Consider the following 13942-nt stretch of genomic DNA (forward strand, 5'->3'; position numbering starts at 1 on the left):
TCTTTCGTGTTCGCACATATAATGGCAATTTAGCAAAACGTCAGGCTGCTAACGGTTTTGGTTATGGATGGGCGTAACTTCGACAACTTGCCGCTGGAATGGGTCCGCGCGTTCGAGGCCGCCGGGCGAACGGGCAGCTTTTCGGCTGCCGCGCGCGATCTTGGGCTGACCCAGGCCGCCGTTAGCCAGCGGATCGGCAATCTCGAGGCGCGGCTGGGCGCCCCCCTGTTCCTGCGGCAGCCGCGCGGCGTTGTCCTGACGGTCGAGGGGGAAGCCTGGCTGCCGGCCGTCTCGGACGCGCTGACGACCTTGCGCCAAAGCGCCGAGGAGCTGTTTGCCGCGCGGCGCAGGCGCATCGCCATTTCGGCCAGCGCCTCGGTCACGGAACTTTGGATCGCGCCCCGTCTGGCCGGATTGCCGCCTGAGCAGCGGCCGGAACTGGTGTTCCAGACGATGGTGCTTTCGGCGGCTGAAGCCGGGTCCGGGCCACAACCCGTGCGCATTCGATATGGCGCTGGCGGCTGGCGCGAACCGTTCCAATCGCCGCTTTATCCCGAAGCGCTTTGTCCCGTGGCCGCGCCTGGCCTTGTCGCTCTCGGCGGGGAGTGGAGCCGCCTGCCCACAATCGGTCTCACGGGACCTAGGGCAGGCTGGAAAGAGTGGTGCGCGATGGCCAAGCGCCCCTCGCTTCCCGCCCCGTCAGTCCGGTTCGACAGTTTCGCCGCAGCGCTTGCCGCCGCGCGCGAAGGGGCCGGGGTGCTTCTTGCCTCGCTGCCGCTATGCGCACGGGAAATCAGTCAGGGCAGGCTGGTCAAGCTTTGCGACACAGTCCTGCGCCCGCGCGAAACATACTGGATTCTGGCTGGAACAGAGACTGTTTCACGTCGTCAGTGGTCGATGTTGACGGATCTTTTGTGCGAATTCGGGCCTGCCTAGCGATCGAGCAGTCCTTTCAGATCATAAAGCGCCTTCAAAGCCTCCAAAGGGCTCATCTCGTCGGGATGCAGACCGCGAAGCTGCTCTTCGACCGGCGAGGTGCCCTTGACGGGGCGCGGTGGCGCGACCGTGGCGGCACTGAAGAGCGGCAGGTCGTCGATCAGCGCATGCTTGCGCGTGCCCCCTTCGCGCTCGCCCTTCTCAAGCGCCTCAAGCACGACCTTTGCGCGCTCGACCACGCTGGCGGGCAGGCCGGCAAGCCGCGCAACCTGAACTCCGTAGCTACGATCCGCGGCTCCCTTGCGTACCTCGTGCAGGAAGATGACCTCACCCTCCCACTCCTTGACGGCGACTGTGGCGTTTTCCACCCCATGAAGCTTCTGCGAGAGCGCCGTCATCTCGTGGTAGTGGGTGGCGAACAGCGCGCGGCAACGGTTGCTTTCGTGCAGGTGTTCAAGCGTGGCCCAGGCGATCGAAAGCCCGTCATAGGTCGCGGTGCCGCGCCCGATTTCGTCCAGGATCACCAGTGCGCGGTCATCGGCCTGGTTGAGGATTGCGGCAGTTTCCACCATTTCCACCATGAAGGTGGATCGTCCCCGCGCCAGGTCGTCGGCGGCGCCAACGCGGCTGAACAGCTGGCTCACCAGTCCGATATGGGCGCTGCGTGCGGGAACGAAGCTGCCCGCCTGAGCCAGAAGCGCGATCAGCGCATTCTGCCTGAGGAAGGTCGACTTGCCCGCCATGTTCGGACCGGTCAGCAGCCAGATCGCCGGCGTCTGATCGTCCGTCAGCGCGCAGTCGTTGGCGACGAAGCTTTCACCCGAACGGCGCAGCGCCCGCTCAACGACCGGGTGCCGCCCGCCCCGTATCTCGAATGCACGGCTGTCATCGACCTTCGGTTCGCACCAGTCCTCCCCCCGTGCCAGATCGGCAAAGGCCGCGGTCAGGTCGATTTCCGCCAATGCGCGGGCCGCCGTGGATATTTGCGCCGCGGCGTTCAGCACCTGGGCCCTGAGTTCTTCGAACAGGCGCTTCTCGATCTCGAGCGCCAGGTTTCCGGCATTCAGGATGCGGGTTTCCATCTCTGACAGCGGAACCGTCGTGAAGCGGACCTGGTTCGCGGTCGTCTGCCGGTGGATGAAGGTTTCGTTCAGCGGCGCGGAAAGCATCCGTTCCGCATGGGTCGCCGTGGTTTCGACGAAATAGCCCAGCACGTTGTTGTGCTTGATCTTCAGGCTCTGGATCCCGGTCAGTTCCGCGTATTCCGCCTGCATCCGGCCGATTACGCCGCGGCCACGGTCACGCAGTTCTCGCGCATCGTCCAGTTCGCTGTCATGCCCCGTCGCGATGAACCCTCCGTCACGGATCAGAAGCGGGGGTTCCGCGACCAGTGCCGCCTCGAGCAGATCGACAAGCTCACGAAAACCCAGAAGGTTGCGGGCCTCCTCGGCCAGGCGTGACGGGGTGCCGGTGGACAATTGCCCGGAGATGATTTCCGCCTCGGCCAGCCCGGCCCGGATCGCAGCAAGGTCGCGCGGCCCACCGCGTTCCAGTGCAAGCCGCGACAGCGCCCTGTCGATGTCCGGAACCTTGCGCAGCTGTATCCGCAGCGCCTCGGTCAGCTGGGAGGCATCAACCAGGTGCCTTACGCCCTCCAGGCGGTCATGTATGACCCCAAGATCGCGCGAAGGCGCGGCAAGCCGGCGCTCAAGAAGCCGTGCGCCGGCTGCCGTCACGGTCCGGTCGATGGCAGCGATCAGCGATCCCTCGCGCCCGCCCGAAAGCGCCTGAGTGATCTCGAGGTTGCGGCGCGTCGCGGCGTCGATCTGGACCACGCCGCCCGGCATCTCCTTGACCGGGCGCCGCAACAGGGGAAGCTTCCCACGCTGGGTCAGGTCCAGGTATTCGACGATCGCCCCCATCGCGGCGGTTTCCGCGCGGTCGAAGGTTCCGAACCCTTCAGCGGTGGCGACGTCGTATAGCGCGCAAAGCCTGCGTTGGGCTCCCGCGCTGTCGAAGGCGGCGCGCGCAAGCGGGGTGACCGGCAGGCCGGTATCCCCGATGAGGTCGGCGCGATCCTGCGACAGTGCCTCGCTTACCAGAAGTTCGCGCGGGGCCAGTCGCGCCAGTTCCGGTCCAAGGCGCGGGGCCGGGCAGGGCACAACGCGGAACTCGCCGGTCGATATGTCGACCCAGGCCAGGGCCGCCGCATCGCGGACCTCGGCCCAGGCGGCAAGGTAGTTGTGACGCCGCGCTTCAAGCAGCGTCTCCTCGGTCAGGGTGCCGGGCGTGACCAGCCGCACGACATCGCGTGCGACCACGGATTTCGACCCGCGCTTCTTCGCCTCGGCCGGGTCTTCCATCTGCTCGGCGATGGCCACGCGGAACCCCTTGCGGATCAGCGTTAGCAGGTAGCCTTCCGCAGCATGGACCGGCACGCCGCACATCGGGATGTCCTTGCCCAGGTGCTGGCCGCGCTTGGTCAGCGCGATGTCGAGCGCCGCCGCCGCCGCTTCCGCGTCGTCAAAGAACATCTCGTAGAAGTCGCCCATCCGGTAGAACAGCAGCGCGTCGGCATAGCGCCCCTTGATCTCCAGATACTGCGCCATCATTGGCGTCACGATGCCGTCGCTTGCGTTCACGGTGCCCCCCTGATCCGCCGCGACCCTACAAAAGCCCGACGGGGGCGGAAAGGGGCAAGTCTTTTTGCGCTAACTTTGGGGGCGCTGTTATTGTGGATGCACTGCCCGCTCGCTATGACGACGCAAAGGCACAAGGAAACGTCGCAAATGGCCAGCAAGAACCGCATCACTCCGGAAGAGGCGCTTTCGTATCACCTCAATCCCACGCCGGGGAAGTACGAGATCAACGCGTCGAAGCCGATGGCCACGCAGCGGGATCTTTCGCTGGCCTATTCGCCCGGCGTGGCGGTTCCGGTCGAGGCGATCGCCGCGGCGCCCGAAACCGCCTATGACTACACGACCAAGGGCAACATGGTGGCCGTCATCTCGAACGGCACCGCCATCCTTGGCCTTGGCAACCTGGGCGCGCTGGCCTCGAAGCCGGTGATGGAGGGGAAGGCGGTCCTGTTCAAGCGCTTCGCCGACGTGAACGCCATCGACATCGAGCTTGATACGGAAGATCCGGACGAGATCATCAAGGCGGTCAGCCTGATGGGCCCCACCTTCGGCGGCATCAACCTTGAGGACATCAAGGCCCCGGAATGCTTCATCATCGAACAGCGCCTGAAGGAGATCATGGACATTCCGGTGTTCCATGACGACCAGCATGGCACGGCGGTCATCTGCGCCGCGGGCCTGATCAACGCGCTGGAGATCAGCGGCAAGAAGATCGAGGACTGCAAGATCGTCCTCAACGGCGCTGGCGCGGCGGGCATCGCCTGTCTGGAGCTGATCAAGGCCATGGGCGCGCGGCATGACAACTGCATCATGTGCGACACCAAGGGCGTCATCTACCAGGGCCGGGCCGAGGGGATGAACCAGTGGAAGTCCGCGCACGCCGCAAGGACCGAAGCGCGTACACTGGAAGACGCGATGAAGGACGCCGATGTCTTCCTCGGGGTCTCCGCGAAAGGCGCCGTGACGCAGGCCATGGTCGAAAGCATGGCCCCAAATCCGGTGATCTTCGCCATGGCCAACCCGGATCCGGAGATTACCCCGGAAGAGGCGCACGCCGTCCGCCCCGACGCCATCGTCGCCACAGGCCGGTCCGACTATCCCAACCAGGTCAACAACGTCTTGGGCTTCCCCTACCTTTTCCGCGGCGCGCTCGACATCCATGCGCGCGCGATCAACGACGAGATGAAGATCGCCTGTGCCCAGGCGCTGGCCCGGCTCGCGCGCGAAGACGTGCCCGACGAGGTGGCGATGGCCTATGGCCGCAAGCTGACCTTCGGGCGCGACTACATCATTCCCACGCCGTTCGACCCCCGGCTCATCTACGTGATCCCCCCGGCGGTGGCCAAGGCGGGAATGGACACCGGCGTGGCGCGGCGTCCGATCATCGACATGCCCGGCTACGAACTTAGCCTGAAGTCGCGGATGGACCCGACGGCGTCGATCCTTCAGGGTATCCACGCCCGCGCGCGTCAGGCGCAGGCGCGGATGATCTTCGCGGAAGGGGACGATCCCCGGGTTCTGCGCGCCGCCGTCGCCTATCAGCGCGCGGGCCTGGGCAGGGCGCTGGTCGTCGGCCGTGACCAGGACGTCAGGGAAAAGCTGACCGCAGAGGGCCTTGCCGACGCGGTCAAGGAAATCGAGGTCGTGAACGCCGCCAACACCCGGCACCTGAGCGAATACAAGGACTTCCTGTATGCGCGTCTTCAGCGCAAGGGTTTCGACCGCCACGACATTCACCGCCTTGCAGCGCGCGACCGGCACGTCTTTTCGGCGCTGATGCTGGCGCACGGCCATGGCGACGGGTTGGTAACAGGGGCGACCCGGAAGTCGGCGCATGTTCTTGAACTGATCGGCAGGGTCTTCGACGTAAAGGACACCGACGGGGCTGTGGGCATCACCGCGGTTCTGCACAAGGGCAAGATCGTGCTGATCGGGGACACCCTGGTGCAGGAGTGGCCGGACGAGAACAACCTGGCCGACATCGCCGAGCGCGGCGTGTCGGTCGCGCGCGGACTTGGGCTGGAACCCCGTGTGGCGTTCCTGTCGTTTTCGACCTTCGGCTATCCGGTCAGCGAGCGGGCGACAAAGATGCACCGCGCGCCGCAAGTGCTGGACAAGCGGGGCGTCGATTTCGAATACGAAGGCGAGATGACGGTGGACGTGGCCCTGAACGTCGATCAGATGGCGCATTATCCCTTCTGCCGCCTGACCGGCCCGGCCAACGTTCTGGTCGTGCCCGCACGCCATTCGGCGTCGATCTCGGTCAAGCTGATGCAGGAAATGGCAGGCGCCACGGTGATCGGACCGATCCTGACGGGCGTGGACAAGCCGATTCAGATCTGCTCGACCGGTTCGACCGTCAACGACATCCTGAACATGGCGGTGATCGCGGCCTGTCGGCTCGGGCACTAGGCGATGGCGATCCACAACCTTGGCTCGATCAACATAGACCACTTCTACAGCGTGCCGCACCTGCCCGCACCCGGTGAAACCCTGGCCGCCACGGCTTACGGCATCGGGCTTGGCGGCAAGGGCGCCAACCAGTCCACCGCCGCCGCAAAGGCCGGCGCGCGGACGGTGCACATCGGCGCGGTCGGGCCCGAGGGCGCCTGGACTGTGGAACGGTTGAATGGGGCGGGCGTCGACACGACGCATGTCTCGGTTCTGGAAACGCCGACGGGTCACGCGATCATCAACGTGGACGCAACGGGAGAGAACGCCATTGTGCTGTTTCCGGGCGCCAATCTTGCGCTGCCGTTTCCCAAGGTCGTCTCCGCTCTGTCCGAGGCCGCGCCAGGCGACACACTCTTGCTGCAGAACGAAACAGCACACCAGGAAAAGGCCGCACGCCACGGCCGCGACCTTGGCCTGCGCGTCGTCTATTCCGCAGCGCCCTTCGACCCGACGGCCGTGCGCGCCGTCCTTCCGTTCACGACGCTTCTGATCCTAAACGCGGTCGAGGCCGAGCAGCTTTGCGCCGCGCTCGACACCACGATCGAGGCGCTGGACGTGCCCGAGATCCTGATCACGCGAGGCGCCCAGGGCGCCGAGTGGCGGCACCGTGACGGCAACCGCGCCTTCGCCCCGGCGCTGTCGGTCAAGGCGCAGGACACCACGGGTGCGGGCGACACCTTCGCGGGCTATTTCTGTGCGGGGCTCGATCTGGGGCAAAAGCCCCAGGCGGCGCTGGCCTGGGCTGCGAAGGCCGCGGCGCTGAAGGTCACGCGCCGGGGGACGGCAGATGCGATCCCATCCGCCGCAGAGGTTGCGGCGTTCGGGACCTGATGCGCGCCTGATGGCCTTCTCGAGGGCCGGGCGAAGTGATCAGTGCACGAAGGGTGCCGCATCGCCCCAAAGCTGTTTCACCCGCTGATCGCGGCCGCAGGCCTCCCGGTAGAAGTCGTAGGCGCTGGACTGCACCTTTGGCCCGCGCCGGGTCAGCACGATGCTTGATCCCTTGTAGTAATCCTGGTGGTAGTCCTCTGCCCGCCAGAACGGCGCGGTGTCCAGGATCGGCGTCACGATCTTCTGGCCCAAGGCCGCCTCGGCCTCTGCCTTCGCCCTTTCGGCGATGGCCCGCTGTTCCGCGTTCTTCACGAAGATCGCGGTGCGGTAGCTTTCGCCGCGGTCACAGAACTGCCCGCCCGCATCGGTCGGATCGATCGAGCGGAAGAACATGTCGATCAGCTGGCCATAGCTGACCTTCGTGTCGTCGAAGCGGATCTCGACCGCCTCGTAATGCCCGGTGCCGCCGCGGCTGACCTGCTTGTAGGTCGGGTTATCCACCGTGCCGCCGGTATAGCCCGAAACCACCTCCTTGACGCCCGGCACGCCTTCGAAATCGCTTTCGACGCACCAGAAGCAACCACCAGCCACGATGGCTGTCTCCGTCGCGGCAGATGCCGGACCGGCTAGGGCAAGGCCGAGGGCCAGAACCAGGAAACGCATGACAACCTCCTTCTGTTGCGGCAATCCTGCGGACATGCCCCGCGGAAGCAACTCATCTTCGCGTGAGCTCATCGTCACGTGAACACCCCTTTCCCCGAGCTGGCGGCCCCGATAGGGTCCTGCCAGCAGCGAGGGAAACACAATGACCGACCATGTGAGCACCCATCAGGCCGAGGAAGACGCCCGCAACGAGGACATCCTGATCTACCTGAACGGCCGCATTGTGCCGAAACGGGACGCGATGGTCAGCGTGTACGATTCAGGCTTCATGCTGGGCGACGGCGTGTGGGAGGGCCTGCGGCTTTACGACGGGCGCTGGGCGTTCCTGGAAGAGCATCTGGACCGGCTGTTCGAGGCCGCCAAGGCGATCGATCTGGACATCGGGATGGACCGCGAAGGTGTGAAGCAGGCGCTGTTCGACACGCAGGCCGCCAACGCCATGCAGAGCGACGCCCACGCCCGGCTGATGGTCACGCGCGGGGTGAAAGCCAGGCCGTTCCAGCATCCCGCACTGTCGCGCTCGGGTCCGACCATGGCGATCATCATGGAACATTCGCGCCCCAGGCTGCCCCGGCCGATCCGTTTGGCGACCGTTCCGCACATGCGCGGCCTGCCGATGACGCAGGACCCCAAGCTGAATTCTCACTCCAAGCTGAACTGCATCCTGGCCTGCATCGCCGCGGAAAAGGCCGGGGCGGACGAGGCGCTGATGCTGGACGTGCATGGCTTTGTGAACACCACCAATGCCTGCAACTTCTTCATCGTCCGCAAGGACGAGGTGTGGACCTCGACCGGGGACTACTGCATGAACGGCATCACGCGGCAGAAGGTGATCGATGTCTGCCGTGCGAACGGGATCCCGGTGTTCGAGCGCAACTTCAGCCTGGTCGACGCCTATTCGGCGGACGAGGCTTTCCTGACCGGCACGTTCGGCGCACAAACGCCAGTCGGGCAGATCGACGGCCGTACCATCGGGACCGGAGAGCTTGGTCCGATGACCGAAAGGATCCGCGCGCTTTACAAGGCGCTGGTCGCGGCAGGGAGGTAGGGCGATGGAACAGGCCGCGACCTTGCCCGAGCCCCGCCGCATCGCCATGTGGTCCGGCCCCCGGAATCTTTCGACCGCGATGATGTACGCTTTTGCCGCGCGCGGCGACTGTGCCGTCTGGGACGAACCGTTCTATGCGGCCTATCTAAAGGCGACCGGCATCGACCACCCCATGCGGCAAGAGATCATGACCGCGCATGACGCCGATCCCGATCGCGTGGCTGCGGCCTGTCGTGGACCGGCGCCGGACGGGCAGGCGATCTTCTACCAGAAGCATATGACGCTGCACATGATCGACGGCTTCGATCGCGGCTTCATGCGGGACTGCACGAATGTCTTCCTGATCCGCCATCCGGCGCGTGTCGTTGCAAGCTACGCGCAAAAGCGCGAAGGTCCCACCCTTGCCGACATCGGGTTCGTGCAGCAGGCGGAACTTTTCGATCAGGTGGCCGACTGGCTTGGCCGCGCGCCGGCGGTCATCGACAGCCACGATATCCGCACCAATCCGAGAGATGCGCTGGAAAGCCTTTGTCACACGCTTCAGCTTCCGTTCACCGAGCGGATGCTGTCATGGCCGGCAGGTCCGAAGCCGTTCGACGGGATCTGGGCATCACATTGGTACAACGCTGTCCACGCATCGACCGGGTTCGGTGCGCCCGAGGGTCCGCTGCCAGAGTTGGCTGCCGACTACCGGCGCCTCGTTGATCAGGCGATGCCGTACTATGAGCGCATCCTGCGTGAAAGCGGGCGCAATCCGAACAGTCCGGCCTGAGCCACCCGCATGGGTCTGCCTCAGGCCGGTTTCTGTCGTTTCGACCGGCTTCCGGCCTGTCAGGGGCGGAAGCTGTAGTTGCGCGAAAGGGTGACGAATACGGCCGTCGAGTCCGCATCGCCGTCATCCGTGTCCGAACGGTCGCGATAGGTCACGCCTCCGGTCAGGTCCCAGTCCGCGTTCAGGTCACGCGTATAGGCGGCGCTGATCCGGGTGAACTCCGTCTCGTCCTCCGGTCCGCCGGACGAACGGTCGACAAGGCTCCAGGCGACGCCGAAGTCGAGGCGCGAAACCGCGTTGATCTCGTGCCGGTAGCTCGCGCTCGCGCTTGTGTCGATGACGTTGTCCTCATCGTCCGAATAGGTCGTGCGCGCCAGGATGACCGTAAGCTCGCCCGTCCGCGTCCGCTGAACGTAGGCAAGGCTGCCGATGGCATCCACGTCCCCGTTCGGGGCGCGGCTGGCGCCGATCGTGGCCGCGAAGGTGCCTGTCGGCAGTTCCATTTCACGGCCGAAGGTCAGATTGCTCCGACGCCCCTCGGTTTCGAGCGCGGTTTCAAGACGGGCGGTTGCGATGCCGTTGGTCATCGCGCGCGTCGCACCGACGAAGCCGACGAGGCCAGAGGTGATGGTGGTGAGGCCCGCTTCTTCGTCCTCGATCCGGGCATGGCCCAGCCCAAGATCCAGCGTGTAGACCTGATCAAGCTCATGCTCCAGCCTGGCCAGGTAGGTCGTCGTCGTCGTGCGGTCGGTCTGGATGGGGGTCACATCTTCTTCGTAGCGCCGCTCGGACGCGGAAAGCGTGACTGTGCTGACCGGGGATACGTTCATCCGGGCCGCGATCTCGGCGCGGTCTGTCCGGTTGTCGTCCAGGTCCGGATCGGTCGTGTCGCTGTAGTCGACCTTGTTGTGGCTCAGGTCGATCCAGAAGCCGAGCGGATCCTGCAGCCCGGTTTCATAGCGCAAGCCCAGATCGGTCGTCGCAACCGAGCCGCCGCTGCCGGAATCCGATGTGTCGACGAACGGATCGATGAAATCACGGTCGACGTCGCTGTAGCTTGCCGTGAGGTCCAGCCGGCTGTTCAGGCTTTCGCGCTGATAGCCGAAACGCAGGCGCGTATCCTCAAGGCCGAAATCGGTGTCGCCCCCGGAATCGATGTAGCGGAGAACCCCGCTGGCCACCAGGTCGAGACGCTGGTTGGCGGCGACGCTGGACAGCGCGAAGGTCAGTCCGGTGTCCCAGATCGACGCGTCATCTCCGCCGGGATCCAGCGACAGGTTGCTGTCGTAGGTCAAACCCGTCGACACGCCGACGTCGATCTGAAGGCCTCCAGGATTGCCATCGCCGCCACCCGTCTGGGCAGCGGCGAAAGTTGGCGCGAGGGTTATTATGGTCGCGGCGGCCGCGATCCGTTTGCCTGTATTCCCCACTCTGTCCCCGTCCTATTCAAACAGTCGGCGCTCCGGCACGACGATCACATCTCCGCTGCTCAGAACGATGTTTGATGCCGAACCGCCATTCTGAACCGCTTTGTAGTTGAAAGCATATACCTTCACTTCACCGGATTTGCGATCCGTCCTTTGAACTTGGATTCGTTTTGTTGCAGCAAAGCGCGTAAATCCACCGCTTTCGGCCAGGAACTGCAGCAGGGTCGTTCCCTTGGCGATGCGCATCTTACCCGGATTGGCGACTTCGCCCATGATGTAGACGGGGATCGTCGCGCCGCCACCCGACACCGCCGGGGCAACCTGGCCAACCGCAAGATAGACGGTCGGAGTGGATGCGAAATTGGGTGCAAGAGCGCCCTGAATCGCAGAGCGGATCGAGTCGATCGACTGTCCGGCGGCCCTGACGGTGCCGACGGTGGGGACGGAAACGCTGCCGTCGGGCAGAACCAGAAGGCTGCGGTTGAGGGAGGGATCCTCGACCACCTCCATCTGGAGGACGTCACCGGAGCGGATCGTGTAGGAGTTCTGAGCCCAGGCAACAGGGGCGGTCAGTGCGGCCATGACGAGGCCAAGAATAAGCTTATACATGAGGGCACCCAATCTGACAGGAACTATGGCAAGAATACGGCATATCGCGGGACTGACAAACGGCAATGTTGTTGTCCTGGGTCGACATTTGCAGGGCCAAGATTTCTCAAGGCATTGATTTTAAATAATTGTTACTCGATCAGGCCCGGCTGCTTGTCGGCGTCGAGAAAAGCGCGCGCCTTCAGGACGAACTCTCTCGTGTCATTCGGGGCGACAATGCCCGCGAGCATTTCGTATTGTTCGCGGGCTTCGCGAATCTGGCCAAGCGCCTCGTAGGTCAGCGCCAGATGGTAGCGGACAAGCGGGTCGGAACCCAGTGATGCCGCGGCATCCTCAAAGACCTCGCGCGCGGTTTCGTAGTTGCCCGACAGATAGGCGACCCAGCCATAGGTGCTCCGATCGCGCGGCTCGGGGCTGCCGCGCAGGCGCCGCGCGACCACGCGGGCCCGTGCCAGGCTGTCCGGATCCTCGGCGCGCCGGTTCGAAAGAAGGCTGGCCAGATTGTTTGCGGCGGTCATGCTGTAGCCATCCAGCGCATAGAGAAGCTCGTAGATCCTGATGGCGGAGTCATATTCCTGCCGGCTCTCATGCACGCCCGCGCGGATCCACAGAAGCGCGGGATTGCCGGGAAAGGCACCAAGCGCCCGGTCCAGAACCGCCGCGGCCTCGTCAAGGCGGCCTGGCAGAAGCGTCAGCACGCGTGCAAGTCCGGTCCAGACCTCCGGGTTGGCCTGGCCGGACTCGATGATCGCCCGGTAGCCCGATGCCGCGGCGGCAAGTTGGCCGGCCCGCTCCCGCGCCATCGCGGAGACAAAGAGAAGCTGCGTGTTTCCCGGCTCTGCCTGAAGAAGCCGGTCGGCAATCCTCAAGGCCCCACCCGGCTGACCGGCGTCAAGATACGCCTTCACGATCGCAAGCTGGACCGAGCTTGAATCCGCAGCGGCCCGCGAAAGCGTGTCGAGATAGGTCAAAACGGCGCCTTCGGGCCCCTCTGCGGCGTGAACGGCCGTCCAGATCGGCACGGACAGGGCGCGCGCGCGATCTTCGTCCGACCTGTCGAGTGCGCGGGCAACGTCGCGGGCGCGCGGCCAATCCTTCATCTCGATGTAGACGCGGCCAAGTTCGTCAAGCAGGGCAATATCCCCATGCGCGCGGCGCAGGGCGGCGATAAGGACGCTTTCCGCAGCCAGGCCATCGCCTTCGGTCGAAAGATAGCGCGCATAGCGCAGCGTTTCCGCCGGAGCCAGACCGGAGGCGCGCGCCGCCAGGGACAACATCTGGCGCGCGCGATCGCGGTCTCCGTCCCGGCTATGCGCCTCTGACAGCAGAGTCATCACCTCCGGGTCCTGCGGCGCGATCCCGATCGCGCCGTGCAGGATACCGATCGCCTCGCCCGTCTGGTCATCCGCAATGAGCCAGCCGGCCTTGAGCTTCAGCGCCTCGGTTTCCTGCGGCTCGCGTGCGAGGATGTCCTGGACCTCGGCAAGCATCTCGGCGTCGTGTCCGGTCGCCTTCAGCATATGCGCCAGCGCCAGCTTCAGCGTGATCACGTCCTCATCCGGGCCGGCGGCGGCGACAGCCGCGCGCAGGGCGCGAAGCCCATCGTCATGGTGGCCGTAATCGAATTGGATGGAAGCCAAGGCCGCCTGCAGAAAGCTTGTGCTTCCCTCCGTTTCGATGCGGTTGTCGAGTTCCCGAAGCGCGGCGTCAAGCCCGCGCCTTTCCACAAGGAATCGCAGCAGCGCGCCCAGAGCCGCCTGGTCGTCGCGCCGGGCATTCGCGCGCTGGCGAAGGTAGTCCTCTGCCAGATCGAACGCACCGCGTTCCTCGTACCAGGCTACGACCGACTGCGTCATGCCCGGATCGTCGGGAAAATGTTCGGTCAGGGACGCGATCTCGGCCTGCACCGCATCGATGTCGTCCGCCTGCATGTGAACCGACAGTCTGAGGGCGTGCAGCGATCTGTCCTCGGGCGACTGGAGAATGGCGATGTTCAGTTCTTCGATCACGCCGGCAAGGTCGTGCCGACGCAGCCCTTCCGAGATCGCCATGCGGCGCAAGAGCATGTCATCGGGCTTGGCGGCGCGAAGTTCGGGGATGCGCTCGGCCACCTTCGACAGCTCGGCGCCATCACCAGCGTTGACCGCGCGCGTGTAGTCAAGCACGAGCCGGACGATCCTGGCCGGAACATGCGCCGGGTCGATGCCAAGCGCCGCCTGTGTGTAACGTTCTGCATCCGCCCACCTTCCTGCAACGACGGACATCTCCGCGAGCGCGGCAAGCGCACGGGCATTGCCGGGAAACAGGTCTGCGAGCTTTGCGTACTGCGCATAGGCATCCGCATGACTGCCGCCCGCGCGCAGTTGATCCGCATACATGGTCCGCGCCATCCTGTGGACATCGTCCAGATCGAAGCGATCGCGAAGCGCGGCCATGGCGGCGCGGGATTGCCCGTGCGCGGTGTCGCAGCCGGACAGCATCAGGCTGCAGAGTGCAATCGTTGCGATCGACGAACGGATGGACATCCCAAGCCCTCACGATCGGGTCGGCGCGGACTGGGCCG

General features: G+C 65.0%; 10 protein-coding genes. 5 read left to right on the top strand and 5 right to left on the bottom strand.

What is annotated here, in order from left to right; genetic code table 11:
* Positions 1-63: 63 nt before the first annotated feature.
* Positions 64-936 carry a LysR family transcriptional regulator gene (locus OEW28_RS01525; protein WP_263732966.1) on the top strand — a complete coding sequence of 291 codons (873 nt, stop codon included), beginning with the start codon at positions 64-66 and terminating at the stop codon, positions 934-936.
* On the opposite strand, the gene mutS is transcribed toward OEW28_RS01525, so the two are convergent.
* Positions 933-3548 carry a DNA mismatch repair protein MutS gene (mutS, locus tag OEW28_RS01530; protein WP_263734344.1) on the bottom strand — a complete coding sequence of 872 codons (2616 nt, stop codon included), beginning with the start codon at positions 3546-3548 and terminating at the stop codon, positions 933-935. The two genes, OEW28_RS01525 and mutS, sit on opposite strands and share 4 nt — an antisense overlap.
* 177 nt (positions 3549-3725) lie before the next feature.
* Here mutS and OEW28_RS01535 point away from each other — a divergent pair, with 177 nt between their 5' ends.
* Both OEW28_RS01535 and OEW28_RS01540 read left to right on the top strand, forming a co-directional pair.
* The gene (locus OEW28_RS01535; RefSeq protein ID WP_263732967.1) at positions 3726-5987 is read left to right on the top strand and encodes an NADP-dependent malic enzyme; all 2262 of its coding nucleotides are present in this window, start codon (positions 3726-3728) and stop codon (positions 5985-5987) included.
* 3 nt (positions 5988-5990) lie between these two features.
* The gene (locus tag OEW28_RS01540) at positions 5991-6860 is read left to right on the top strand and encodes a ribokinase (RefSeq protein WP_263732968.1); all 870 of its coding nucleotides are present in this window, start codon (positions 5991-5993) and stop codon (positions 6858-6860) included.
* Between the two features lie 39 nt (positions 6861-6899).
* On the opposite strand, the gene msrA is transcribed toward OEW28_RS01540, so the two are convergent.
* Positions 6900-7523, bottom strand: a complete 624-nt coding sequence (gene msrA / locus OEW28_RS01545; protein ID WP_263732969.1) for a peptide-methionine (S)-S-oxide reductase MsrA — start codon at positions 7521-7523, stop codon at positions 6900-6902.
* 142 nt (positions 7524-7665) lie between these two features.
* Between msrA and OEW28_RS01550 the strand changes: the two genes are divergently transcribed.
* Both OEW28_RS01550 and OEW28_RS01555 read left to right on the top strand, forming a co-directional pair.
* Positions 7666-8571: a D-amino acid aminotransferase gene (locus tag OEW28_RS01550; RefSeq protein ID WP_263732970.1), complete on the top strand. Its 906-nt coding sequence runs from the start codon at positions 7666-7668 to the stop codon at positions 8569-8571.
* A gap of 4 nt (positions 8572-8575) precedes the next feature.
* Positions 8576-9343 carry a sulfotransferase-like domain-containing protein gene (locus tag OEW28_RS01555; RefSeq protein WP_459542638.1) on the top strand — a complete coding sequence of 256 codons (768 nt, stop codon included), beginning with the start codon at positions 8576-8578 and terminating at the stop codon, positions 9341-9343.
* Positions 9344-9402: 59 nt separating this feature from the next.
* Here the strand turns inward: OEW28_RS01555 and OEW28_RS01560 are convergent, their stop codons facing one another.
* The 3 genes from OEW28_RS01560 to OEW28_RS01570 form a co-directional block, all read right to left on the bottom strand.
* A complete protein-coding gene (locus tag OEW28_RS01560) occupies positions 9403-10773 on the bottom strand; it encodes a hypothetical protein (protein ID WP_263732971.1) in 1371 nt (456 codons plus the stop codon).
* Positions 10774-10785: 12 nt separating this feature from the next.
* The gene (locus OEW28_RS01565) at positions 10786-11352 is read right to left on the bottom strand and encodes a polysaccharide biosynthesis/export family protein (protein ID WP_263732972.1); all 567 of its coding nucleotides are present in this window, start codon (positions 11350-11352) and stop codon (positions 10786-10788) included.
* Between the two features lie 158 nt (positions 11353-11510).
* The gene (locus OEW28_RS01570; protein WP_263732973.1) at positions 11511-13904 is read right to left on the bottom strand and encodes a tetratricopeptide repeat protein; all 2394 of its coding nucleotides are present in this window, start codon (positions 13902-13904) and stop codon (positions 11511-11513) included.
* Positions 13905-13942: the final 38 nt, after the last annotated feature.

Source organism: Albidovulum marisflavi (assembly GCF_025751435.1).
Lineage (GTDB): Bacteria > Pseudomonadota > Alphaproteobacteria > Rhodobacterales > Rhodobacteraceae > Albidovulum > Albidovulum marisflavi.

Bases quoted from the DNA above. Each gene is read 5' to 3' on its own strand.
- OEW28_RS01555 (WP_459542638.1), top strand. From the start codon at position 8,576: ATGGAACAGGCCGCGACCTTGCCCGAGCCCCGCCGCATCGCCATGTGG.
- OEW28_RS01525 (WP_263732966.1), top strand. From the start codon at position 64: ATGGATGGGCGTAACTTCGACAACTTGCCGCTGGAATGGGTCCGCGCG.
- OEW28_RS01565 (WP_263732972.1), bottom strand. From the start codon at position 11,352: ATGGCCGCACTGACCGCCCCTGTTGCCTGGGCTCAGAACTCCTACACG.
- OEW28_RS01540 (WP_263732968.1), top strand. From the start codon at position 5,991: ATGGCGATCCACAACCTTGGCTCGATCAACATAGACCACTTCTACAGC.
- msrA (WP_263732969.1), bottom strand. From the start codon at position 7,523: ATGCGTTTCCTGGTTCTGGCCCTCGGCCTTGCCCTAGCCGGTCCGGCA.
- OEW28_RS01550 (WP_263732970.1), top strand. From the start codon at position 7,666: ATGACCGACCATGTGAGCACCCATCAGGCCGAGGAAGACGCCCGCAAC.
- OEW28_RS01570 (WP_263732973.1), bottom strand. From the start codon at position 13,904: ATGTCCATCCGTTCGTCGATCGCAACGATTGCACTCTGCAGCCTGATG.
- OEW28_RS01535 (WP_263732967.1), top strand. From the start codon at position 3,726: ATGGCCAGCAAGAACCGCATCACTCCGGAAGAGGCGCTTTCGTATCAC.
- mutS (WP_263734344.1), bottom strand. From the start codon at position 3,548: ATGATGGCGCAGTATCTGGAGATCAAGGGGCGCTATGCCGACGCGCTG.